Consider the following 23,569-nt stretch of genomic DNA (forward strand, 5'->3'; position numbering starts at 1 on the left):
ACGCGAAAGGGGCGGAATTTCCGCCCCTTCGGCGTTACAGCACCCTTCTGGCCTCCTGCCACAGGATCGAGCAACCGACCCCGCCGAAGATGAGGCCCACGCCGCCGTCGATCCACCGGGCCAGGCCCGCGTACATGGAGCGCATGCGGCCCGTGGACAGGAAGAGGGCCAGGAGCGTGAACCAGGCCGTGACAATGACGATGACCTCGGCTCCATAGATCCAGCGCACCGCGCCTGGCGTGTCCGGAGTCATGAACTGGGAGAAGATACTCAGGAAAAAGAGTGCCGCCTTGGGGTTGAGCAGGTTGCACCAGAACCCCTCGCGCCAGCCACGAAAGAGCGAATCCCTCCCTGCCGGAGCTTCCGTCTGAATGCAGACGTCGGGCATTTCGGACTTCCGCGCCACGAGACAGCGCGCCGCGATGTAGAGCAGATAGAGCGCCCCGCAGATCCTGATCAGCCCGAACACGGCCGGGCTCGACGCGATGACCAGGGCCAGCCCCAACACGGAATAGACCACGTGCACGACCAGCGCCGACCCGATGCCCAATGCCGTCATGACCCCGGCCATGCGCCCACGCGAAAGGCTGTTGCGCAGAACCATGAAAAAATCCGGCCCCGGCGCCACGGCCACGGCCACCCCCACGGCAAACACCTGCAAAAACCCGCTCTCCACCTGAACCTCCTCAACATCACTCATGTTCATCAGAAAATTTCTTCGATCCGGTCCCGGATACGCGGCAAGGCTTTGGGTCGGCTTGCAGGGCGCGGCGACTGTCCGACCGAGCCTGGCATCGTTTGCTTCCCGGCCGTATGCCGTCCGAAGCGAAATCGGCTGACCGGAGATCAAGGCCGGGAAGCATTACGAGGCCGGCGAGGAAGTTTTGCCGCGCCCTGCAAGCCGACCCAAAGCCGTCTCGGAGCCACTTCGACCTCTTTCATCCGGCCCTGCTACACCGACCTCACCAGCCGCACATGAAACCTGCACGTCCTGTCCTGGGCCAGCACCGCCGCGCCCCCGACGTCCACGAACCAGGCCGACGTAAAGCTTCTGCGGTCCGCCGTCCACAGCCACAGATACCTGTCGCCGAACGGGCGATGGCAGAACTCTCCCAGCGCCTGCCCGGGCCGCAAGAGCGACACGGCCTCATCCACCGTGGGCATGCGCCAGCCCTCCGCCGCCACGGCCTCCCGCCGCGCCAGGGCCATCCCCTCGTCCCAGGTCATGGGCCAGGACGAGACGGGCCCCCAGACCAGGCCCGTGCAGCGGTCAAACCACCCGTCCGCGATCTCCTCCAGTTCCGCTTCGTGGAACTTCCACGGCCTGCACAGCCCGTCCAGAAAGCCGAAGGGACAGGGCCCGACCACCCCCGTGCGCACGGGCTCCTTCCGCAACGCGCCCATGACTTCGCACTCGGCCTCGCGCAGCACGCAGTCCACCCCGGCGCGCCTGTCCAGGTCAGCCTCCAGGGCACCCAGGGCCGCCCGCATGGCCGGCGCGTCGGGGAACCGCGCTTCACGGTCCGCGGCCAGGCCACGGACGAAAAATTCCTTCCAGACATCGGAAAAAAGCTCCGTCTGCGCGATGCCTCCTTCGGGCAGCAGACCCGTCAGCAGCCGGTGCAGGATCACGCCCACGGAATAGAGATCGGACCTGGCGTCGGCCGTCTCGGGCCGCGCCTCCTGTTCGGGCGCCGCGTAGAAGGGCGACCCGACCTTGAGCCCCCGTGGTCTGGCCCACGGCTCCCCGCGCAGCCGCGAAAGGCCCATGTCGATGAGCCGGACCGTGCCGTCGGCGCCGAGCATCAGGTTGGCCGGTTTGACGTCCAGGTGCACGATGCCCCGGTCGTGCAGATACCCGAGCCCGTCGAGGGTCTGGCGCACGAAGTCCAAGGCCGTGCGCGGCGGGACGATCCGCGTCGGCGCCTCCACGATCCGGCCCTCGCCGATGAGGGAGCCGACGTTCATGCACAGGTATTCGAGGACCATGAAGGGGCGCCCCCGGTCCACGTCGAGATCCCAGACCTGGGCGATGTTGCGATGGTCGCACCCGGCCAGGATGCGCGCCTCGCGCAGGAAGGCCTCACGCACGGCTTCCGCGCCCATGAGATCCACAAGAATTTCCGGCGGTTCCAGGAGCTTCAGGGCCATGACCCGCCCGAGCTCGCGGTGTCGTACCTTGAAGACCCGGCCCATGCCGCCGCGCCCCAGAGGGCCGAGGACGGTGTAGCGACCGATGTCCATCACCACAGCCTCGACCCGTAGAACTCGGGAAAGCCGCGCTCGCGGATCTTCGCCACGGTGGCGGCGATGTCGTAGGGCACGAAGCGCACGTCCACGGTGTCCCCGTCCGTGTCCCAGAGGAGATATTTCGCGTTGTTGTTGCCGTCGCGGGGCTGGCCCACGCTGCCGGCGTTGACGATGCAGGGCCGGTCCGCGAGGCCGATGCGGCCCGACCCGAGTTCGCGGCGTTCGATCCCGGCGCCGTCCCGGAGCAACAGCATCAGTTCATGGGTGTGGCCCACGAAGGTCAGTGGCTCGCCCCGGTCGAACCAGGACGCCACACGCTCATCCGCGGCCTGGTACAGGTAGGTCGTCACGCTGTCGGGCGGGAAACCGTGCACGAAACGTGCGCCCGCAAGCAGGATGAAGCGCGGCAGGCCGGCGATGAAGGTCAGGCTGTCCGCGGAAAGGAGACGTGCGGTCAGAGCCAGGCCCTTTTGGGCCGTGGGGTTGAACCAGGACCGCTCGGAACGGCTGACGATGCCGAGTTCGTGGTTGCCGAGGCAGCAGCACGCCCCCCGCTCGCGCACGGACCGCAGCACCTCGTCGGGATTGGGCCCGTAGCCGACCATGTCGCCCAGGCACACGACCTCGTCCACGGCAAAAGCCGCCATGTCCGCCCAGACCGAGGTCAGGGCTTCGAGGTTGCCGTGAATGTCCGAAAGAATCGCAACGAGCATGCATTCCCCATGCGCAGGCGCCCGGGTCGCCTCTTTTCATTTGTCCCGGAGGGTGTTAAGCGGACGCTCAACGCAATTGGGACAACATCCAAACACCGCCATCATTCCAATAAATTAGACGCTCAAGGAACGACCATGATCCGCAAATACATTCTCGTGTGCCTCTTCGTCCTCTGCCTGTCCTCGCCCGCCTCGGGCGCGACCCTCGGCGACGTCACCCTGCCCGACACGGTCACCGAAAGCGGAACGGAACTGAAGCTCAACGGCATGGGCATGCGCACCTTCACCTTCTTCGACGTCTACGCGGCCGGCCTGTACCTCGCCTCACCCTCGGGCGACGTGGCGGCGATCCTGGCGGCCGACGGGCCGCGGGTCATGACCATGCATTTTCTGCGCGAGGTCGGGGCCGAGAAGATCGCGTCGGCCTGGCTGGACGGCCTGACCGCCAACACCCCGGCGGCCGACGCATCCCTGAAGGAGCGCTTCGCCAGCCTCGGCGCCATGATGGAAACCCTGGACAAGGGCCAGACCCTGGAATGCGTCTACCTACCAGCCAAGGGCACGGCCATCCGGGTGCGCGGCCAGGTCAAAGGCGTCATCGAAGGAAAGGATTTCAGCGACGCCCTGCTGGCCTGCTGGATCGGCCCCAAGCCCGGGCCGGGCGAAAAATTCAAGGCCGGCATCCTCGGCCAGCGTTAGATGCAAGGCGCCTCAGGGCGCCTTTTTCATTTCCTGTTCCAGGGAAAATAACGGCTCACGGCCTCCCAGGCGTAGCGCACGCCGCGGATCACGAACAGACCAAGCACCGTCAGCAGAGCGGCGTTGGTCCTGGCCGCCTGCACCGCGGACTCCTGAAAATAGGATTTGGCCTGCCGGTACTCCTCCTCGACGGGGGTGACCACGGGCGCGGCGTCGGATTCCTCCGCCTTCTCCACCGGCACAAGGGCCCCTTTCTTCTCATCCGTCACATCTTTCTCCCTATGAATTCGCCCACCAGGCGATTGAAGGCATCCATATCCCCGCGTTCCCCGTAGCGCAGGGCCACATACGCGTCCGCGATCTCCAGCGCCGCCGACCCCAGGTCCGGACGCTCCAGGCCGATGCGCCCGGCGTAGTCCAGCGGGCCCTCCGAAGGCCGTCTGGGCAGCCCGACCCGCTCCATGACGCGGCAGAACCGCGCGTAGAGCAGCGCGACCGGGTCGGCATCGACCCGCCGCGCACGCAGCATGAACCAGAAGACCGTCCCCAGCACGACCGCCAGCCCCATGGCCAACAGGCCAGCCAGCTTGCCGGCCCCGGCGCGGGTCGACGGGTCGAGGCCCAGGCGCTGCCACAGGCTGCGCTGCCTGTCGTGGCTGAAGCCCAGCACCCACTGGTTCCAGGAGTTGTTGGCTGCGTCCCAGCCCAGCTGGAAAAAGCGGCCCACCCGGCGCAGGGCCCGCAGCCCTTCGGGCACGGCCTCGCCCTGCCCCTGCGGGGCGGTCACGGCCTGGGCGCCCACGGTCAGCCGCTGCGGGGCGACCACGGAGGTCGGGTCCACCCGCAGCCAGCGCCCGTCCTCCCAGACCTCGACCCAGGCGTGGGCGTCGGACTGGCGGACGATGAGGTACTGCCCCATGGGGTTGAACTCCCCGCCCTGGTACCCGACCACCACCCTGGCCGGCACGCCGGCGCTGCGCAGCAGGAAGGTCATGGCCGAGGCGTAATGTTCGCAGTATCCCCTTCGGGAGGCAAACAAAAACTGATCGATGATGTCCCCTTCCATGGCTCCGGGCTGCAGGCTGTACACGAAGCCGCCCTCGCGGAAAAGGGCCAGTACCGCCTCTATCAGACCGCGTGTCCCGCGGCCCTCGCCCCGCCACCTCAGGGCCAGCTCCCGGGCCTGAGGGTTGCCGTCCTCGGGCAGGGCCGTCCACTGCGGACCCGCAGGCTCGACGGCGGGCGCCGGGGCGGAAACGAGATCGTAGCGCATGCGGGAGCGGACCAGGCGCAGGCTGACCAGGGTCCGGTCGGAGCGCAGCACGGTCCCGCGCGGCGCGATGACCGGCAGGTCCAGGGCAAAGAGCCATTCCTTGCCATGGGGTTCCACGGTCAGGGCGTACTCCGTCCGGTCCGGCGGAAGCCCGTCGGCCTTCTCGGCCAATTCGAAGGGGAGGTTTCGGAACCATTTGCTCCCGTCGAAGGTGTCCAGCACGAGACCGCGCCAATACAGGCCGTCGCGGTCCGGGGCCGGACCGAAGAAATCGACGCGAAAGGCGACCTCGCCGGACAGGGACAGGCTGGACACGGAGCCCGGCTCCAGGGTGTCGCTGAAGCCCGTCACGCCCTCGTCGCGGTCATCCTGCACACCCCACAGCGCACCCGGCAGGCGGGGAAAAAAGACGAAGAGCAACAGGGCCAGGGGCAGGGACTGGACGAGCAGCACCGCCCCGCCGCGCAGGTCCGGGGCCAGGGTGGGCCGGGCCGAGTGCAGATGGACCAGAGCCGCGGTCACGGCCAGGACCGAAAGGATCATGTACGCGCTCATGAGCAGGCCCTGGGAATAGAGCACGTTGGTCACGACCACGAAATAGGCCAGGAAGAGAAGGGCCAGCATGTCCCGCACGGACTTGCTCTCCACGGCCTTGAGCCCGAGCATGAGGGACAGCAGGGCCACGCCCTCGTCGCGTCCGAAGGAGCGGCCGTAGTAGGCGAAGACCAGGCCCAGGCAGCCCAGGGCCAGGATGACACGCAGCCAGCGCGGCGGCACGGGCCAGCCGCGGTACTGCATGCCCAGGGCGTAACCCCAGGCCGCGCAGACGAAGCCCGCGACGAAGGCCGGGACGCGCATGAGGTGCGGGGCGAAGGCCACGGCCAGGGCGGCCAGGACCACGCTGAAGCGCCGCTTGTCGTGGATCATGCGGCCTCCGGCAGGAGGGCCAGGGCCTCCAGGCAGCGATGGGCGTGGGCAGTCCCGCTGCCCGGCTCGATGAAAAGGGTCGGCAGCCGCAGTCCGTAGCCCAGGCCCCGGCGCTCGGCCTCGCGCACCAGCCCGGCCAGGAGGCTGATGCGCTCCTCGTATTCCGAGGCGCGGACCTCGTCCCAGTCGAAAACGAGGGTCCGGGCCACGCCCGAACGGTATTCCTTGGCGAAGAGGCCCTGACCGCGGGCCGAGGCCTTCCAGGAGATGCGCGACGGCCCGTCCGCTGGCCGGTAGGGCCGGATGCCGGCGAACTCGCCCGACTGGGCCACGGCGCCGAGGCCACCGTCCTCGCCCGAACCCCGCATGAGGTGCCAGTCCAGGGCGTCCACGGGCAGAAGCCGCGGGTAGACCAGGCCCGTCACGGGCAGGATGAGGGGCGACCAGGCCCGGAAGAGGCCCAGGGGATAGCGGGTGCTGACCACCACCTTGTCCAGGGCCAGCCGGCCTCGCCGGGTCGTGGGCACGCCCAGGTCCAGCTCGCGGCCCTCGCCCGCGGACAGGGACATTTCGGCCGCGGTCAGGCCGACCCGCACCTGCAGACGCCTTCGCTCGCGCCCTACGGCGCGGAACATGAGCTGCAGCCGCGCCTCCTCGCCGCAATAGGCCGGCAGGAGCCGCCCGTGCTCCAACTCCAGCCCGGCCAGGTTGGCGTAGGCGTGGATGGCCGAGATCACGGCCACGCTGCCGAGGATGAAGGTCAGCAGGAAGGCGAGGTTGTTGGTGTAGTTGATGGCCGCCAGGAGCATGGCCAGGAGGAAGGCGCCGAAGACCATGCCGGCCCGGGTCGGCAGGATGAAGATCCGCTTGCGGTCCAGGCGCGCGGGCAGGTCAGCCCGCAGCCGGGCCAGGACGAGGTTGCGGATGAAACGTGGCAGGACCATGCGCCGCTCCCGGCCCCTTCAGGGGATGGGCACCGCGTCGAGGACGGCGGCCATGTCCACGGGCGTGCCGCCGGCCGGGCGCAGACGGTGCACGGCCAGGCTCGGGAACACGGCCTGCACGTCCTCGGGCAGGACGTAGTCGCGGCCGTCCAGGAAGGCCCAGGCGCGGGAGGCCCGCACCAGGGCCTGACCGGCCCGGGGCGAAAGCCCGTTGACGAAACGCCCGCCGGCCCGCGTCCACTCCAGCAGATCACGCACGTAGCGCAAGAGCGGTGTGCTCGTGCGCACGCCGTCCACGCGCTCCTGCAAGTCGAGAATCTCGTCGGCGCTGGTCACGGCCTCGGGTAGCTCCGGCCGCCCGCCGTGCTGGCTGCGGCCCAGGAGCTCCAACTCGGAATCCAGGTCCGGATAGCCCAGGCTGATGCGGAACAGGAAGCGGTCCAGCTGGGACTCGGGCAGCGGGTAGGTCCCGGCCTGATCCAGGGCGTTCTGGGTGGCCAGGACGAAGAATGGCCGGGGCAGCACGCGCGTGCTGTTGTCCAGGCTGACCTGCTGCTCCTCCATGACCTCGAGCAATGCGCTCTGGGTCCGCGGCGTGCCGCGATTGATCTCGTCGGCCAGGAGCACGTTGGTGAAGACCGGACCGGGGTGGAAGACAAAGGAGGCCTCGGCCGCGTCGAAGACCGAGACCCCCAGCACATCGGCCGGCAGGAGGTCGTTGGTGAACTGCACCCGCTTGAAGTCCAGGCCCAGCACCGTGGCCAGGGCCTTGGCCAGGGTGGTCTTGCCGATGCCCGGGATGTCCTCGATGAGCAGATGCCCCCGTGCCAGGAGGCAGGCCACGGACAGGCGCAGCTGCGTCTCCTTGCCCAGGACCACGCCGCCCAGCAGATCCAGGGCCTTCTTCAGGGTGCCGTTCACTAGGCCCCCAGGAGCTGGCCCATGGAGTAGAGCCGGCCGGGTTTCTGCCCCGAGAGCCAGGAGGCCGCGCGCAGGGCGCCGCGGGCGAAGTTCTCGCGGGAGTGGGCACGGTGGGTGACCTCGATGCGCTCGCCGGGGCCGAAGAAATAGACCGTGTGGTCGCCGACCACGTCGCCGCCGCGCAGGGCGTGCACGCCGAGTTCCTCGTGGGGCCGGGCGCCGACCATGCCCTGGCGGCCGTAGTTGCCGACGTCCTCCATCTTCCAGCCCCGCGACTCGGCCAGAACCTGGGCCAGCTTCACGGCCGTGCCGCTGGGCGCGTCCTTCTTGTGGTGATGGTGGATCTCGGTGATCTCCATGTCGTAGGCCTCGCCCAGGATGCGTTCGAGCATGGGCAAAACGCGGACCAGGGCGTTGACGCCGATGGACATGTTCGGGGACCAGAAAATGGGCGTCTGGCAGGCGAGGGTCTCCAACTCCGCCAGCTGTTCGGCCGAGAGGCCGGTGGTGCCGATGACCACGGGGTTGCCGGTCTTGGAGGCCTTGCGGGCCGTGGACAGGCTCACTTCCGGAGCCGTGAAGTCGATGACCGTTGCGCCCGGGCAGGACGGCAGCAGGTCCTGCAGGTCATGGGCCACGGGGCAGCCCAGGAGCTCCAGCCCGGCGCTGAACTCGGCCCGCTCCACAACCCCTCGCACGCTGAAATCGTCGGATTCCGTGGCCAGGCGGACCAGGGTGGAGCCCATCCGTCCCTTGGCGCCCATGATGATGACTGGAATGCTCATGTGTCTGACTCCTGTGGTGTTAGTGCCCGACTGCGCCGATGAGACGCAGGTACTCGTCTTCCTGCAGGACCGCGGTCCCGAACTGGCGGGCCTTGGTCGTCTTGGCCGCCCCGACGTTCTCGCCGCAGACCAGAAAGTCGGTCTTGGCGTTGACGGCGCTCTGCACCAGAGCGCCGAGGGCTCTGGCCTGCTCCTGCATGTCCTCGCGGGAGCCGCGCATCTTGCCCGTGAAGACCACGTGTTTGCCGGCCAGGGGGCTGGCGGCGGCAGTTTCCGTCGCCTGGGCCGCACCCGTGGGCCGGATGTTGAAGCCCAGGTCCAGCAGGTGCCGCAGGGTCGGGGCCAGCCGCGCCAGGCCGGTCGCGATGGACCGGGCCGTGATTGCGCCAAAGCCGCGGACGGCCTCGATGCGCTCCTGGCCGACGTCCGGCAGCTCCTGCAGGCGGAAATTCTGGAGCAGCTTGCGGCTGTCGCCCTTGCCCAAATCCTCGATGCCCAGGGCGGCCAGGAAGCGCCAGTCCTCGACCTCGCGGGTGCGGCTCAGGTACACGGCCTCGGCCAGATTGGCCGACTGCACGGGGCCGAAGCCCATGGCCCGGAAATCCTCCTCGCCCAGTTCGTACACCCGTTCGAGGCTGTCATACCCCGAACGGACCATTTTTTCCACGGTTTTGCGGCCGAACCAGTCGGCGTTGCCCAGGGTCTTGAACCAGTGCTCGATGGTCTGCACGACCTGGTCCGGACAGTGCTCGTTGCGGCAGAGCAGGAAATCGTTCTCGCGCGTGAGGGCAGTGCCGCAGGACGGGCAGGCTTCGGGCAGATGCGCCGGGGCCGGCACGAGGACCTCCTCGACCTTGGGGATGACCTCGCCGCTGCGGATGATCTCGATCTCGGCCCCGGTCCCCAGGCCCTTTTTCTCCAGGAACCCGGCGTTGTGGGCTGTGACGCGGCGTATGGTCGCGCCCGAGACGTTCACGGGACTGACCATCAGCACGGGCGTGACCTTGCCCGTGCGGCCCACCTGCCAGACCACGTCCTCGACCTCGGTCACGGCCGTCTCGCCCTTGCGCTTGACGGCGATCTGCCAGCGGTAATGATGGCTGGTGGCGCCCATGGTGCGACGCACGTCCTCGTCCGTGACCTCGACCACCAGGCCGTCCTGCGGGTAGTCGACCCGCGCCGAAAGCTCGGCCCATATCCCGTCCAGGCGGGCCAGCAGCGCCTTCCCGTCCACCACCTCGTTCGGCAGTTCGCTGTACGGGACGAAATGCACGGCCTCGTCGGCCAGGGCCCTGGCTGCCAGCTCGTTGACCGTGTCCGAGGACACGATGCCGACCACGAGGTTGCGCGGGTGCTCGAAGGCATCGGACAGGTGCTCGTCGAAATAGCTCTGCAGGATGACCATCTCGCCCACGCCCCGGCCGCGGCCGCCCAGAGGGATCATGCCCTTGGCGAAGGCCGAGCTGACCTCGTAGCCCGATTCGCCGTTGCCGCGCGTGACGAAGAAGGTCCCGTCGTCGCGGCCGGCCAGGCCGTCGAGCTTGGGGGTCACACGGTAGCGGACGTCCGTGATGCCGATCTCCCCGGCCTCCTTCTCCACGCGGGCCACGAAGCGGGCCAGTTCCTCGGCCGTGTAGGCCTTGTCCGTGGACAGCATGGGCGCGGGGTGGCGGATCTCGCGCTTGCCGGCGAAGGTCTCGGGTTCCACGCGATGCAGGAAGGGGTGCTCGGGAGCCAGCTGCCGCAGCCGCTCGATGAACTGGTCGTACTGCGCGTCGGTGACAACGGGCGCTCCGCGGCGGTAGGCCTCGTTGTACTCGGCCAGGCGCTCGGCCAGGCGGTCGGCCTCGGACGGCAGGTTCAGGGGCAGACTCATGCCTCGCCTCCCCCGACGGCCCGGCTTATGGCCTGCAGGCCGGGGAAATTCTCGGGCGGCCCGACGGCGATGAGGGTGTCGGCCGTCTCGATGGTCGTCTCGGGACGAGGGTTGAAGATCATCCTGCCGTCGGACTTCTCGATGGCGATGATCATCAGGTTGAAGCGGGGCCGGATGCCCGAGGTGATGAGATTCGTGCCGATGAGTTCGGAGCCGGGCATGACTTCGATCTCCTCCATCTGCAGGTTGTGGCCCTGGGTGGCCAGGTCCATGAAGTCGGTCACCGTGGGTCGCAGCATGACCTGAGCGATGCGCTTGCCGCCGATCTGGTGCGGGGTCAGCACGCGGTTGGCCCCGGCCCGCTCCAGCTTGGCCACGGACTCGGGCCGGTCGGCGCGGGCGATGATGGTCAGCCGGGAGTTGAACTGGCGCGAGGACAGGGTGATGTAGACGTTCTCGGCGTCCTGGCTGACGCAGGCGAAAAGGCCCTTGGCGCGCTCCACGCCGGCGGCCAGGAGGAGCTCGTCGGTAGTGGCGTCGCCGGCCAGGAAGAGATGCCCGTCGCGCTCCAGCTCGAAGAGCAGGTCGGGGTCCTTTTCGAGGACGACCACGGGCAGCTCCTCCCGCCGGAACTCCTCGGCGATGACCGCGCCGATGCGCCCGTAGCCGCAAATGATGTAGTGGTTGTCCAGGGAGTCGATGATCTTCTGCACCTTGCGTTTCCCCCATAAGTCGTGGAGGCGCCCCTCGACCACGACCTGCGTGAAGGCGCCCACGAGATAGGCGAAGCTGCCCACGCCCATGAGAATGAGAAAGGAGACCATGAGCCGCGCCCGATCCGAGAGGGGATGCAGCTCCATGTACCCGACGGTGGAGAGGGTCATGACCACCTGGTAGAAACTGTCCAGCAGGTTCCACCCTTCCACCGCCATGAAAATGAACAGCCCGTAAATGAAGACGCCCAGCAGAAAGCCGGCGCCGAGCACCAACGGAAAAAAGGAGCCGAAGCGGAACTTCACGGTCTGGTACAGGCCGGTGAAGCCCTTGAGACGGGCGGAGCAGCCGGGCAGGAAGCGGCGCAGGAAAGAGCTGCGCAATGAGCACGTGTTCATGGTCGTGTCGCCTTGGAGCCTTCCAGGCCGTAGCGTTTTTCCAGGCTCTTGATGCGGTCCCTGATGCGCGCGGCCTCCTCGAACTCGAGCATTTCCGCTGCCTTGCGCATTTCGCGGGCCAGCCTGGCCACTTCCCTGGCCGCGTTGTCCGGCCCGGGGTCGTACTCCGCGGTCCGCTCGGCCGCCCGCTCCTGCTCCTTGATCTCCTGGTGCAGGTCGTACAGCACGTTCTCGGACTTCTTGCGGATGGACTGCGGAACGATGCCGTGCTCCTCGTTGTGCAGGGCCTGACGCTCGCGCCGCCGCCGCGTCTCGCCCATGGCCTCGGCCATGGAGCGGGTCACGTTGTCGGCGTAGAGCAGGACCTTGCCCCGCACGTTGCGCGCGGCCCGGCCGAAGGTCTGGATCAGGGACCGCGTCGAGCGCAGGAAGCCCTCCTTGTCCGCGTCCAGAATGGCTACCAGAGAGACTTCCGGAATATCAAGGCCCTCGCGCAGCAGGTTGATGCCCACGAGCACGTCGAACTCCCCGGCGCGCAGGGCCTGGATGATGGCCACGCGCTCCAGAGTGTCGATGTCCGAGTGCAGGTAGCGGGAGCGCACCCCCCTGGCCTGCAGGAACTCCGTCAGGTCCTCGGCCATGCGCTTGGTCAAGGTCGTGACCATGACCCGTTCGCCGGCCGCGATGCGCTCCAGGCACTGGACCATGAGGTGGTCCATCTGGCCCTTGGTCGGCACGATCTCCATCTCCGGGTCGAGCAGGCCCGTGGGCCGGATGATCTGCTCCACGACCACGCCTTGGGCCCGCTCCAGCTCCCAGGGGGCGGGCGTGGCCGAGACGAAGACGGCCGTGCCGATGCGCTCCAGGAACTCGTCGAAGCACAGGGGGCGGTTGTCCAGGGCCGAGGGCAGACGGAAGCCGTAGTCCACGAGGGTCTGCTTGCGCGAGCGGTCGCCGTTGAACATGCCGCCGACCTGCGGCACGGAGATGTGCGACTCGTCCATGAAGAGCAGGAAATCCTTGGGGAAATAGTCCAGCAGCGTGGCCGGCGGCTGCCCCGGACTGCGGCCGTCGAGGTGCAGGGAATAGTTCTCGATGCCGTTGCAGTAGCCCAGCTCCTCGATCATCTCCAGGTCCAGCTGGGTCTTCTGCTCCAGGCGCTGGGCCTCGACGAGCATGTTGTTGGCGCGGAAATACTCCAGGCGCAGCCGCAGTTCCTCGCGGATGTCGCTCATGGCCCGGACCAGGTTGTCGCGGTCCGAGACGTAGTGGCTGGCCGGGTAGATGACGGTCTTCTGCACCCGCGACAGGATCTCGCCCGTCAGCGGGTCCGTCTCGTAGATGCCGTCGATCTCGTCGCCGAAGAACTCCAGGCGCAGGGCCTGCTCGTGCTCGTAGGCCGGGATGATCTCCAGAACGTCCCCGCGTACGCGGAAGGTGCCGCGGTGCAGGTCGTAGTCGTTGCGCTCGTACTGCACGTCCACCAGCCGCCCGATGACCGTCTCCATGGCGATGGGCTGCCCGCACTCCACGGGGATGACCATCTTGGCGTAGTACTCGGGCGAGCCCAGGCCGTAGATGCACGAGACCGAGGCCACGATGATGACGTCGCGCCGCGTCAGCAGGGCGTGGGTCGCGGCGTGGCGCAGCTTGTCGATGTCCTCGTTGATGGCCGAGTCCTTCTCGATGTACGTGTCCGAGTGCGGCAGGTAGGCTTCGGGCTGGTAATAGTCGTAATAGCTGACGAAATACTCCACGGCGTTGCGCGGGAAGAGCCCCTTGAACTCGTTGTAGAGCTGAGCGGCCAGGGTCTTGTTGGGGGCCATGATCAGGGCCGGCCGCTCCGTGCGGGCGATGACGTGGGCCATGGTGAAGGTCTTGCCGGAGCCGGTCACGCCCAGGAGGACCTGGTCGCGCACGCCCTGCGCCATCCCGGCACAGAGGGCGTCGATGGCCGCGGGCTGGTCGCCGCGCGGGACGAATTCGGATTCAAGCTGGAAGAGGGACATGCGTACCTGCACGCCGCGCGGCGGGCGCGGCGCCGAGAGGGGCTATCTGGGCCGGATGCCCAGCACGTTGGGCGCGGGCCAGAAGTTCCGGTTGCTGCCTTGAAAGAAGTCGGACTGGTACTCGCCGACGAAGCGCCCGACATAGCCGTCCACGTCGACATACATGGCCGCGTCGGCCCCACCCTCGACGTACATGGCGCCGATGAGGTCCAGGGGCAGGTCCAGCAGGGCCTGGGCGAACTCGTGCAGGGTCACCTGCGGCCGGCAGTGGATGAACAGCACGCGGTTCGACGCGTCCATGCCGATGGCCGCAGCCGAATGGCGCTGGTCGTTCTGGGCCCAGAGGTTCTCCCGCTCGCGGCTGATGAGGCGGTAGTTCTGGATGATGCCGTCGTAGGCCGTGAGCACGGCCTCCCAGTCGGGGTCGAGCTTGCGGTCCACCCAGCGCACCCGCGGCAGGGAGGCCTCGCGGGGCTGGAAAGCCAAAAACGCGCCGTAGCCGGGATGCAGGAAGTCGCTGACCAGGACGCCGGCGTCGCGCATGTAGCCGGTGCTGCGCAGGCGGTCGTCGGAGCGGAACATGCCGGCGTTGATGGCGGCCACGAAGCCCGAGAGCCTGGCCCAGTCCTGCATGCTGCGCATCTGGCCCGTGCTCAGGGCCGCGCCCAGGGCCAGGTCGTAGCGGTCCGGGTCGATGCGCAGCACGGCCATGCCGCCCTGCTGCCCCGCCAGGTCGCCGACCTGGTCCGGAACCAGGAATTCGCGCAGCTCCAACCCGGGCGCCAGCAGCCTCCACTCCTCCGCGTACAGCGCGGAGGCCGTGGCGCAGAGCACCAGAAAGGAGAAGAGGGCGCGAGGGACAAGGGCGAACATGCTGGGGACTCCGTTGGGCCACGGTCTGGGCCAATGCCTATACATTCCACAGAAGCGGAATCATTTCAAGCAGAACCGGCCAGCCGGCATTGAAGCCCGCGCCGAACCGTGCTAGACTGCATGAAAAATTGACGCCAACGCCTGCTCACGGAGGAAGGTCTCATGGAGATAGTCCGCAAGGAACCGCAGTTCCCGTCGCCCTGCCCGCGCGGCCATGTCGCCACGGTCTGCATCCGGGCCTTCAAGGGCCGCAAGGAAGTCCTGGTCCATCTCTTCCGGCCGCAGTGGGACCCCGCGGAGGAAGGGGGCTACCCGTGGGCCGAACTCGTCCAGGAAGACACGGCCGGGGGCCGCGGCAACAGCCGCGAGGTGCTGATGGAGTCCTTCACGGCCGCCGAGATGGACCGGATCGTCGAGTATCTGGCCGGCCGCTACGCCGAGCGCCTGACCCGCATCTCCACCAACATCCTGGAATTCCCCCTGCCCGGCGGCCTGCTGCCCCTGCGTTCCATGCCCGAGGGCAAGGACATCGGCCGCATCCGCTTCGAGATCGTGCCGGGCTACCCCCTGCCCTTCACCGTGCACGGGCTGTACGACCTGAGCCAGCACAAGCCCATGGACCCGGGCGGCACCCAGGACTAGCTGACTGTTAAAAACTCATAATTCGCAGACCGTTCAAAAATGGCGAGATGCAAGGAAGCGAAAAAAGCCAGGACGCGCAGTGTATTGCACATACATCAGCGGTCTGGCTTTTTTCGCTGACGCCGCAGATCGCCGTTTTGGGACGGTCTGCTAGCTCGCTTCGCCCTCGAATGCCTGCCGCAGGAGGCGGAACAGGGCGCGTCCGTTCTTGGACGGCTTGCCGGCCTCCTTCTCGGCGGCCGCAAGGCGCGCCAGGCGACTCAACTGCTGCGAGTCCAGCCCGAAGCGCCCGACCAGCTCCGTCAGCACCTCCCGGTCACCGCCCACCAGGGCGTCCCGCCACTCTTCGATCTGATGGAATTCCTCGGCCTGCTGGTACCGGAGCTGGTCCAGCTCATCCATGGCCTGGCGCAGGGGCTCCGGGTCGACCTTGCGCATGACCGTGCCGATGAACTGCAACTGGCGCCGCCGAGCCTCCTTGTCCTTCAGGGTGTGGTAAAAGCGCACGGCCTCGGCCAGGTCCTCGGGCAGGCCTAGGCGTTCCAGCTGCTCGGGCGCCAGTTCCAGGAGGCTCTCGCCGAGCTTCTGCAGGGCGACCATGTCGCGCTTGCGCTGTGATTTGCTGGGTCGGCCTTCCCAGTCCTCTTCATTTCCATAGACGAATTCGGTCATGTTGGACTCCGTAAAGTTCGTTCAGGGCCGCCCGCAGACCAGGCCGCCGTCGCACAGGGCCCAGACCCCGCGCAGGAAAGGCAGCTCCAGGGCCGCGCGCAGCCGGGAGAGAAATTCGACCCTGGGCACCTCGAACCCGCCGAAGCGGAGCATGTGCGCCGTGGTCTGCTGACAGTCGAAAAGCGTGAAGCCCGCACGGTCCAGGACCCGCATGAGGGTCGCAAGGGCGGCCTTGGAGGCGTCGGGCTCGCGGTAGAACATGGATTCCCCGAAAAAGGCCCCACCCATGGCCACCCCGTATAGCCCGCCGACCAGCTCGCCGCCGGACCAGGCCTCCACGCTGTGAGCGAAACCCAGCTCGTGCAGGCGGCAGTAGGCGGCCAGCATCTCGGGCACGATCCAGGTCCCGTGGGCCCCGCGCCGGGGCATGTCGGCGCAGAGGCCGATGACGCGCTTAAAGGCCGTGTCCAGGGTGAAGGTGAAGCGCCCCTGGCGCAGGATGCGCTCCAGACGCCGGGGCACGTGAATCCGCGAAGGTTCCAGGAGGAGCCGCGGGTCCGGGCTCCACCACAGGATGGGCGCATTCTCGCTGTACCAGGGGAAGATGCCCTGGCCGTAGGCCATGAGCAGGCGCTGGGGCGAGAGGTCCCCGCCCACGGCCAGCAGCCCGTCCTCGTCGGCGTGGGCCGGGTCGGGGAAGGCGGGCTGGGCGTTCAGGGCGAAGACGGTCATGGGGTCATCTGGGCGTGAAGGTGAACTCCAGCTCCTTCCCGTCCCCGAGGCCCACGCGCACCGCACCGCCCGCAGCCAGCTCGCCGAAAAGGATCTGATCGGCCAGCCTGTCCTTGACCTCCTTCTGGATGAGCCGCCCCAGTGGGCGGGCGCCGAAGGCCGGGTCGAAGCCCTTCTTGGCCAGCCAGGAACGCGCCTCGGGGGTCAACTCCAGAGTCACGTTCTTGGCCGCCAGCTGGACGCCCAGCTCGGCCATGAACTTGTCCACGATCTGTTCCATGATGTCCTGGGTCAGGGAATGGAACGTGACGATGGCGTCCAGGCGGTTGCGGAACTCGGGGCTGAAGAGCTTCTCCACGGCGGCCAGGCCGCGCAGGCCGCGGTCCTCCTCCACGCCGGCCTTGAAGCCGATGGCGTTGCCGCTCATCTCGCGGGCGCCGGCGTTGGAGGTCATGAGCAGGATCACGTTGCGGAAGTCGGACTTGCGGCCGTTGTTGTCCGTCAGGGTGGCGTGGTCCATGACCTGCAGCAGGATGGAGAACATGTCCATGTGCGCCTTCTCGATCTCGTCCAGCAGGAGCACGCAGTGCGGGGTCTTGCGGATGGCGTCGGTCAGGAGGCCGCCCTGCTCGAAGCCCACGTAGCCGGGAGGCGCGCCGATGAGCCGGGCCACGGCGTGCTTCTCCATGTACTCGCTCATGTCGAAGCGCACGAAGGCCACGCCAAGGCAGGCCGCCAGCTGCTTGGCCAGCTCGGTCTTGCCCACGCCCGTGGGGCCCGTCAGCAGGAAGGAACCCAGGGGCCGCTCGGCGTTGCCCAGGCCCGCGCGGGAGCGCTTGATGGCCTGGGCCAGCTGCTCCACGGCCTCCTTCTGGCCGAAGACCTGGCCGCCCAGGTCCTTTTCGAGGTTGGCCAGCCGGTCGCGGTCCGAGGACGTGACGCGAGAACTGGGGATGCGGGCCATGCGCGCCACCACTTCCTCCACGTCGCGCCGGGTCACGGACTTGCGGCGGTTCTTCTCGCCCGAGAGGACGAAGATGGCGCCGGCCTCGTCGATGACGTCGATGGCCTTGTCGGGCAGGCAGCGGTCGTTGATGTGCCGGGCGGACAGCTCCACGGCCGCGGCGATGGCCGAGGGCTGGAACTTCACGCCGTGAAACTCCTCGTAATAGGGCTTCAGGCCCATGAGGATCTTCTCGCTCTCGGCCACGCTGGGCTCGACGATGTCGATCTTCTGGAAGCGCCGGGACAGGGCCCGGTCCTTCTCGAAATGGTTCTTGTACTCCTCGTAGGTCGTGGAGCCGATGCAGCGCAGCTCTCCCGAGGCCAGCACGGGTTTGAGAATGTTGGAGGCGTCCATGGACCCGCCGCTGGTCGAACCGGCGCCGACGATCGTGTGGATCTCGTCGATGCACAGGATGGCTCCGTCCATGGCCTTGAGCTCGGAGATGACGCCCTTGAGGCGCGCCTCGAAGTCGCCGCGGTACTTGGTCCCGGCCAGGAGGCTGCCCATGTCCAGGGCGAAGATGCGGGTCTGGGCGAACTGCTCGGGCACCTCGCCGCGGGCGATCTTGAGGGCCAGGCCCTCGGCCACGGCCGTCTTGCCCACGCCGGGGTCGCCGACGAAGATGGGGTTGTTCTTCTTGCGCCGGGCCAGGACCTGCAGGGTGCGCTTCAACTCCTCGTCGCGGCCGACCAGGGGGTCGATCTTGCCTTCCATGGCCCTGGCCACCAGGTCCACGGTGTATTTCTCCAGGGCGCTCTGCTTGCCGCCCTCCCTGGGCTCGGCCTCGACCGCGCCGCCCGCGTCGGGGAGCTCGTGGGAAATGTATTCGAGGACGCCAAGCTTCGTCAGGCCCTGGGCCTTGAGGTAATAGACCGCGAAGGCGTCCTCCTCCTCGAGCATGGCCGCCAGGAAGTCGCCCGCCTGGACCTGGGCCTTGCCGGCCGACTGGATGTGCAGGATGGCTCGCTGCATGGCGCGCTGCACGCTGACCGTCTGTACGATCTCGTGCTCTGGGCGCGGGTTCACGTCCAGGTGGTCCGTGAAGAACTGCACCAGCTGCTTGCGCAGGCGGTCCACGTCTATGCCGCAGCCCTGCAGAAGATGCTGACCGTGAGCGTCCAGCGTGTAGCTGTACAGCAGATGCTCCAGGGTCAAAAACTCGTGCTGGCGCAGCTTCACCTCGCGCACGGCATTCCCGATGATTCTTTCCAACTCCTTACTCAGCATTCACACCTCTTCCATGGTACAGCGCAGGGGGAACGACCTGGCCTTGGCCATCTGATGCACGATCTGCACCTTGGTCTCGGCCACCTCGGCCGTGTAGATCCCGCACAGGCCGATGCCCTTTTCGTGGACGCTCATCATGATGGCGAAAGCCTCAGTCTCGGACTTTCCGAACACATTCATAAGCACCTCCACGACGAAGTCCATGGACGTATAATCGTCATTATGCAGCAAAACCTTGAACTGCCGCGGCTCCTGCAGTCCGTCCTCGACGATGACGTCGGGCTCGGAACCTGGAACCTCATATGGTGCGGTCATGGCCCATCCTATTCGTCTTCGCCGTACTCGTCGATCCAGGTCTGGAGAATCTCCACGACCTGCCTTGCCTGCTTGACCGAGGAGATGTTGAACTTGGAGTGAGGCGAAAACCGCCCGTTGCGCTTCTGGTAGCGCCCGACCCGGAACTTGACGGGACCGAACTCCTCCTCGCCGCGGCCGACCTCCTGATAGGCGAACATGACCGTTGCCCAGGCGCCGCGCGTCAGCACTTCCTTCTTCAGTTCGCGGACCTTCTGGACACCGTCTTCGTCGGACCAGTCTATGGAAATATCGTCGATGGTTTCGGCCATGCTTTCTCCTGATGTTGTCTTGGGAATGCCGCCCAGCCGGGCGGCGCTGTGGATGGGGAGCGCCCCGCCGGGACTATTAATGCCGCGTGCGGTAAAAGCAAGCCTCAAAAAGCCGTCCGCCACGAGGGCCTCGGTGCCCGCGCATTGCCCGCAAGAAGATGCGGAGAAACGAAAGCCCCATGCGATGTCGAATCGGCCATCCGTCGCACCCCTGAAATACCGTTACCCTTCTTGCCAATGCCGACAAATCGTCCTAAAATTGTTTTGATATCATAACATACCGATATTTTGAACTTTAACATGGAGACAGGAGATGGAGAAGATTCTGATCGTCGGCTGCAAGAATACCATGGACGATGTCTGCATCGGGTGTTCGCGCTGTCTTGTGGCATTCAACAGGCGGGTGGGGATTTTTGAGCTCTACGAGGACACGGAGGCGGAGATCGTCGGCATGGTCGGTTGCGGCGGCTGCCCAGCCCCGGCCATCGTGACCCGTCTGATGCAGGTCAAGCTCTGGAACGCGCCCATGAACGAAAAGCCCACGGTCATCCACATCGCGCCGTGCATTGCCGAACAGTGTCCCCACAAGGCCGAGATCATCAAGAAGATCACGGCAAAGGCGGGAATCCCCGTGATCGAGGGGACGCACCCCTACGTGCCTTCCGACATCTTCGCCTGACCGGCCGGGAGGGTCCGGGCGCGGGTTCGGACTCTCCCCCTTTTTTGCGTCCGGGGCTCAAGGCTTCGGAAGCGCCTCGGAAAGCCTGGCGACATCCCTCGGGGGACACGGTGCAGCTGGCCCGGCGGCGGCATCGTGCGCCGCTTTCCTTGAGGCGGTGCGCTAATGCGTGACTTTTTTTCTACCCCTTCGAGCCAAAATATATTAGCTAGCGTTCCCGTCTGAACTCATCGTTTCGATTTCGCAACACTCATTTATCCGAAGGAGCTTTTCATGCCTCTGAACGTTGTTGTCATCGGCGGCGTGGCCCTTGGACCCAAGGCCGCGTGCCGCATAAAGCGATTGGACCCCGACGCGAACGTGACCATGGTCGACGCCAGCAAACTGATCTCTTACGGGGGCTGCGGCATCCCATACTACGTATCCGGCGATGTCAGCGACCACCAGCAGCTGCAGGAAACGAGCTTCCACATGGTCCGTGACGAGCAGTTCTTCCAGGACTGCAAGGGCTTCACGGTCATGACCGAGACCCGCGCCCTGTCCATCGACCGCAAGGCCAAGACCGTCCTGGTCCAGCACAAGGACGGCACCCAGCGCGCCCTGCCCTACGACAAGCTGGTCCTGGGCACGGGCAGCACGCCCCGCAGGCTGCCCATCCCCGGAGCCGACCTGGGCAACGTCTTCACCGTCTCGACCCTGGGCGAGGCCATCCGCATCAAGGAGCAGGTTGCGGGCGGCGGCGTCGGCTCGGCCGTCATCGTGGGCGGCGGATTCATCGGCCTGGAGATGGCCGAGTCCTTCGCCGACATGTGGGGCATCGAGACCACGGTCATCGAGGTGGCGGATCAGGTCATGCCGGGCTTCATGAGCAAGGCCATGGCCACCATCGCAGAAAAGCACCTGGCCGAGAACGGCGTCACGGTCCGCACCGCCGAGATGGTCCAGGCCATCGAGGGCGAGGACGGCAAGGTCACGCGGGTGGTGACGGACAAGGGCGCCATCGACGCCGACCTTGTCATCCTGTCCGTGGGCGTCGTACCCAGCGACACCCTGGCCCGCGATGCAGGGCTGTCCTGCTCCGCCCGCGGCGGCGTCATCGTGTCCAAGACCATGCAGACCTCGGACCCGGACATCTACGCCGGCGGCGACTGCGTGGTCATCGAGAACATCGTCACGGGCAAGATCGGCTACTACCCCCTGGGCTCCCTGGCCAACAGCCAGGGACGCATCATCGGCACCAACGTGGCCGGCGGGCGGGAGACCTTCGACGGGGTCGTCGGCACCTACATCATCAAGCTCTTCGACCTGGCGTTCTCCGGCACCGGCTTGTCCCTGCCCGTGGCCCTGCGCGAGGGCTTCGACGCCTTCAGCACCCACGTCATCATGAGCGACCACTCCCACTTCTACCCCAAGCGCGACATGGTCAGCCTGGAGATCGTGGTCGAACGCCGCACCGGGCGTGTGCTGGGCCTGCAGGGCGCCTGCCAGAACGGCGACTCCCTCAAGGGCCGCATCGACACCATGGCCGCCATCCTCAAGTTCCGCCCGACCCTGCGCGACGTGTCCAGTCTCGAAATGGCCTACGCTCCGCCCTTCGGCTCGGCCATGGACGTCTTGAACGCCGCCGCCAACACCGCCGAGAACATCCTGGTGGGCAGGAACGTTTCCATCCAGCCGGTGGAATTCGCCAAGCTCTGGGAGAACCGCGTGCAGGAGAACCTGCTGTGCATCGACACCCGCGAGTGGGGCAACGCCGAACCGTTCGTAAACAAGTACCCGGATTTCTGGAAGAACATTCCCCAGGGCCAGATCCGGGGCAGGCTCGATGAAATCCCCAGGGACAAGAAGATCGTGCTGCTGTGCAACACGGGCGGCAGGTCGTACGAATCCCAAGTCATCCTGCGCCACGCCGGCTTCCTGGAGCCGGTCAACCTGCAGGGCGGCATGGGCTTCATCAAGCAGCTCGGCTTCGACCCGAGCCAGAACGATTAGGACTTCGGCCGGCCCCACGGGGCCGGCCTTTTGCTTTCCGGCTGCGGCCAACACTGCGCGGCCGCATGGAGGACACATGACCAGACTCCTCGCAATCATCGCGCTGCTCTTTCCCGCCCTGGCCTGGGCCGCGCCGACCCAAGTCACGCTTTTCCCGTCCTCGGCCCAGGTGGAGGAAGTGTCGGCCCCGTCGTGCACTCCGGCGGACGGGGGCCTGTCGTCCTGCACCCTGACCCTGCCCGGACGGGCAGACCCGGCCACCCTGCGCTTCAGCAAGCTGCCGGGCACGGCGTCCATCGCGGACCTGACCTGGAAGGCCCGCCACGACCCCGATCAGGCCGCCCTGGCCCCCCTGCTGGCCAAACGGGACGAACTCACGGCGCAGCGTGATGCGGCCGCGGCCGAACTTGAAGGCGTGCGCGGCCGGCTGGCCTTCTGGAAGGCCCAGACCGAGCCGGGCCAACAGACCGTGGCCGCCCTGCGGGAGCTGGCGGCGGAGCTTGGCGCGAACCTGCGCGACGGAACCCGGCAGGCCCAGGCCCTGGAAGGGAACATCGCCGACCTGAACGGGAAGATCGCCAGGGTCGAGGAGGAGATCGCCGCGGCCGCGGGCCGGCAGCGCACGGTCTGGGAGGTCACGGCGCTGGTGTCCGGCAACGCCCCGGGCGAAGTGGCCTACTCCTACACCCTGGCCGACTGCGGCTGGACGCCGCTCTACCGCCTGGAGGCCCTGCCTGCGGCCGGGAAGATCGACTTCTCCTGGCAGGCCAAAGTCTGGCAACGCTCGGGCCAGGACTGGAAGGACGCGCGCCTCTTCCTGGCCACCCTGCAGCCCGAGGCCCAGGCCGAGCCCTCGGATCTGCCGCCCTGGGAGATCCGTCCCATGCAGATTTTTCAGAAGACCATGGCCGCCCCGGCCATGATGGAGATGCGCGCCGGAGCGGCCGACGAAATGGTCGCGGCGGCGCCGGCCCCGCCCCGCGAAATCCGCCGCGCCACCTACGCGGCCTGGGACATGGGCAAGAAGTCCCTGCCCGCCGGCGCGGAGCGGATCATCGACATCGAGCGCGGCTCCTGGCCGGCCTCCTTCCTGCACCTCATGCGTCCGAGCCTCGACGCCAAAGCCTTTGTCCAGGCCAGAGCCGAGTTCAAGGAACCCAAGGAACTGCCGCCCGGCACGGCCTTCTTCTTGCTGGACGGCGCCATGGTCGACCAGCGCGAGTTCGCCCTGTCCGGACGCGAGGGGACGCTGTTCTTCGGGACCGACCCGTTGCTGACCTGCGAGACCACGCTGGGCGACAAGAAGACCGGCGAGAAGGGCCTCTTCGGGCAGAAGCAGTCCTTCGTGCGCCAGTGGACCCTGACCGTGCGCAACGCCGCCGCCCGACCCGTCCAGGTCCGCATCGAGGAGCCCCGGCCCCTGCCCCGCGACGAGCGCATCAGTGTGGAACTGACGGCCAAGCCCGAACCCCTGGCCGAGGACGACCCGGAAATCCTGGCCTGGAACGCCACGGTGCCGGCCGGAGGTCAGAGCGTCATCGAACTGGGGCTGAAAATGACGGCCCCCGACGACCTCCACGTAGATCCGGGCTGGCGCTGGTAGGCTTCAGG

Annotated in this window: 22 protein-coding genes; 5 read left to right on the forward strand and 17 right to left on the reverse strand. The window is 67.2% G+C overall.

Going from position 1 to position 23,569, the window contains the following annotated elements; all coding sequences use genetic code 11:
• Window positions 1–34: 34 nt before the first annotated feature.
• The 3 genes from ACYQ3G_RS14100 to ACYQ3G_RS14110 all read right to left on the reverse strand — a co-directional run bounded on the left by ACYQ3G_RS14100 (window position 35) and on the right by ACYQ3G_RS14110 (window position 2,963).
• Window positions 35–706 (reverse strand): LysE family transporter, encoded by a 672-nt coding sequence (locus tag ACYQ3G_RS14100; RefSeq protein ID WP_459826639.1) that lies wholly within the window; start codon window positions 704–706, stop codon window positions 35–37.
• 245 nt (window positions 707–951) lie between these two features.
• Window positions 952–2,244 (reverse strand): protein kinase domain-containing protein, encoded by a 1,293-nt coding sequence (locus ACYQ3G_RS14105; protein WP_459828329.1) that lies wholly within the window; start codon window positions 2,242–2,244, stop codon window positions 952–954.
• Window positions 2,244–2,963 (reverse strand): metallophosphoesterase family protein, encoded by a 720-nt coding sequence (locus ACYQ3G_RS14110; protein WP_459826641.1) that lies wholly within the window; start codon window positions 2,961–2,963, stop codon window positions 2,244–2,246. The genes ACYQ3G_RS14105 and ACYQ3G_RS14110 overlap by 1 nt, the downstream gene beginning before the upstream one ends.
• A gap of 135 nt (window positions 2,964–3,098) precedes the next feature.
• Between ACYQ3G_RS14110 and ACYQ3G_RS14115 the strand changes: the two genes are divergently transcribed.
• A complete protein-coding gene (locus ACYQ3G_RS14115; protein WP_459826643.1) occupies window positions 3,099–3,662 on the forward strand; it encodes a chalcone isomerase family protein in 564 nt (187 codons plus the stop codon).
• A gap of 26 nt (window positions 3,663–3,688) precedes the next feature.
• On the opposite strand, the gene ACYQ3G_RS14120 is transcribed toward ACYQ3G_RS14115, so the two are convergent.
• From ACYQ3G_RS14120 to ACYQ3G_RS14160, 9 genes are read right to left on the reverse strand one after another with little or no spacing between them, the layout of a single operon-like run.
• On the reverse strand, window positions 3,689–3,931 hold the full coding sequence (locus ACYQ3G_RS14120; RefSeq protein ID WP_459826645.1) for a hypothetical protein: 243 nt from the start codon (window positions 3,929–3,931) through the stop codon (window positions 3,689–3,691).
• The gene (locus ACYQ3G_RS14125; RefSeq protein ID WP_459826647.1) at window positions 3,928–5,862 is read right to left on the reverse strand and encodes a transglutaminase TgpA family protein; all 1,935 of its coding nucleotides are present in this window, start codon (window positions 5,860–5,862) and stop codon (window positions 3,928–3,930) included. The genes ACYQ3G_RS14120 and ACYQ3G_RS14125 overlap by 4 nt, the downstream gene beginning before the upstream one ends.
• Window positions 5,859–6,806: a DUF58 domain-containing protein gene (locus tag ACYQ3G_RS14130; protein ID WP_459826649.1), complete on the reverse strand. Its 948-nt coding sequence runs from the start codon at window positions 6,804–6,806 to the stop codon at window positions 5,859–5,861. The genes ACYQ3G_RS14125 and ACYQ3G_RS14130 overlap by 4 nt, the downstream gene beginning before the upstream one ends.
• A gap of 18 nt (window positions 6,807–6,824) precedes the next feature.
• Window positions 6,825–7,727 carry an AAA family ATPase gene (locus ACYQ3G_RS14135; RefSeq protein WP_459826651.1) on the reverse strand — a complete coding sequence of 301 codons (903 nt, stop codon included), beginning with the start codon at window positions 7,725–7,727 and terminating at the stop codon, window positions 6,825–6,827.
• Window positions 7,727–8,512, reverse strand: coding sequence for a 4-hydroxy-tetrahydrodipicolinate reductase (dapB, locus tag ACYQ3G_RS14140; RefSeq protein ID WP_459826653.1), 786 nt, complete (start codon window positions 8,510–8,512; stop codon window positions 7,727–7,729). Before dapB ends, ACYQ3G_RS14135 begins: the two co-directional genes overlap by 1 nt.
• Before the next feature lie 19 nt (window positions 8,513–8,531).
• A complete protein-coding gene (locus ACYQ3G_RS14145) occupies window positions 8,532–10,388 on the reverse strand; it encodes a BRCT domain-containing protein (protein WP_459826655.1) in 1,857 nt (618 codons plus the stop codon).
• Window positions 10,385–11,500: a potassium channel family protein gene (locus tag ACYQ3G_RS14150; protein WP_459826657.1), complete on the reverse strand. Its 1,116-nt coding sequence runs from the start codon at window positions 11,498–11,500 to the stop codon at window positions 10,385–10,387. Before ACYQ3G_RS14150 ends, ACYQ3G_RS14145 begins: the two co-directional genes overlap by 4 nt.
• Window positions 11,497–13,509 carry an excinuclease ABC subunit UvrB gene (gene uvrB / locus ACYQ3G_RS14155; protein ID WP_459826659.1) on the reverse strand — a complete coding sequence of 671 codons (2,013 nt, stop codon included), beginning with the start codon at window positions 13,507–13,509 and terminating at the stop codon, window positions 11,497–11,499. The genes ACYQ3G_RS14150 and uvrB overlap by 4 nt, the downstream gene beginning before the upstream one ends.
• 42 nt (window positions 13,510–13,551) lie before the next feature.
• Window positions 13,552–14,382 (reverse strand): phosphodiester glycosidase family protein, encoded by an 831-nt coding sequence (locus ACYQ3G_RS14160; RefSeq protein WP_459826661.1) that lies wholly within the window; start codon window positions 14,380–14,382, stop codon window positions 13,552–13,554.
• 162 nt (window positions 14,383–14,544) lie between these two features.
• Between ACYQ3G_RS14160 and ACYQ3G_RS14165 the strand changes: the two genes are divergently transcribed.
• A complete protein-coding gene (locus ACYQ3G_RS14165) occupies window positions 14,545–15,024 on the forward strand; it encodes a hypothetical protein (RefSeq protein ID WP_459826663.1) in 480 nt (159 codons plus the stop codon).
• Between the two features lie 150 nt (window positions 15,025–15,174).
• Here ACYQ3G_RS14165 and yjgA read toward each other — a convergent pair whose 3' ends face one another.
• From yjgA to ACYQ3G_RS14190, 5 genes are read right to left on the reverse strand one after another with little or no spacing between them, the layout of a single operon-like run.
• Window positions 15,175–15,696 carry a ribosome biogenesis factor YjgA gene (gene yjgA / locus ACYQ3G_RS14170; RefSeq protein WP_459826665.1) on the reverse strand — a complete coding sequence of 174 codons (522 nt, stop codon included), beginning with the start codon at window positions 15,694–15,696 and terminating at the stop codon, window positions 15,175–15,177.
• A 21-nt stretch (window positions 15,697–15,717) separates the two neighbouring features.
• Window positions 15,718–16,428, reverse strand: coding sequence for a leucyl/phenylalanyl-tRNA--protein transferase (gene aat / locus ACYQ3G_RS14175; protein ID WP_459826667.1), 711 nt, complete (start codon window positions 16,426–16,428; stop codon window positions 15,718–15,720).
• A 4-nt stretch (window positions 16,429–16,432) separates the two neighbouring features.
• Window positions 16,433–18,661, reverse strand: a complete 2,229-nt coding sequence (clpA, locus tag ACYQ3G_RS14180; protein WP_459826669.1) for an ATP-dependent Clp protease ATP-binding subunit ClpA — start codon at window positions 18,659–18,661, stop codon at window positions 16,433–16,435.
• Window positions 18,662–18,976 (reverse strand): ATP-dependent Clp protease adaptor ClpS, encoded by a 315-nt coding sequence (locus ACYQ3G_RS14185; RefSeq protein WP_028576788.1) that lies wholly within the window; start codon window positions 18,974–18,976, stop codon window positions 18,662–18,664.
• A gap of 8 nt (window positions 18,977–18,984) precedes the next feature.
• Window positions 18,985–19,287: a hypothetical protein gene (locus ACYQ3G_RS14190; RefSeq protein ID WP_028576787.1), complete on the reverse strand. Its 303-nt coding sequence runs from the start codon at window positions 19,285–19,287 to the stop codon at window positions 18,985–18,987.
• 313 nt (window positions 19,288–19,600) lie between these two features.
• On the opposite strand from ACYQ3G_RS14190, the gene ACYQ3G_RS14195 reads away from it, so the two are divergent.
• The 3 genes from ACYQ3G_RS14195 (at window position 19,601) to ACYQ3G_RS14205 (ending at window position 23,561) form a co-directional block, all read left to right on the forward strand.
• Window positions 19,601–19,966, forward strand: a complete 366-nt coding sequence (locus tag ACYQ3G_RS14195; protein WP_028576786.1) for a CGGC domain-containing protein — start codon at window positions 19,601–19,603, stop codon at window positions 19,964–19,966.
• 273 nt (window positions 19,967–20,239) lie between these two features.
• Window positions 20,240–21,958: an FAD-dependent oxidoreductase gene (locus ACYQ3G_RS14200; protein ID WP_459826673.1), complete on the forward strand. Its 1,719-nt coding sequence runs from the start codon at window positions 20,240–20,242 to the stop codon at window positions 21,956–21,958.
• Between the two features lie 76 nt (window positions 21,959–22,034).
• Window positions 22,035–23,561 (forward strand): DUF4139 domain-containing protein, encoded by a 1,527-nt coding sequence (locus ACYQ3G_RS14205; protein WP_459826675.1) that lies wholly within the window; start codon window positions 22,035–22,037, stop codon window positions 23,559–23,561.
• The last annotated feature ends 8 nt before the right edge of the window (window positions 23,562–23,569 follow it).

It is taken from the genome of Desulfomicrobium salsuginis, assembly GCF_054657795.1.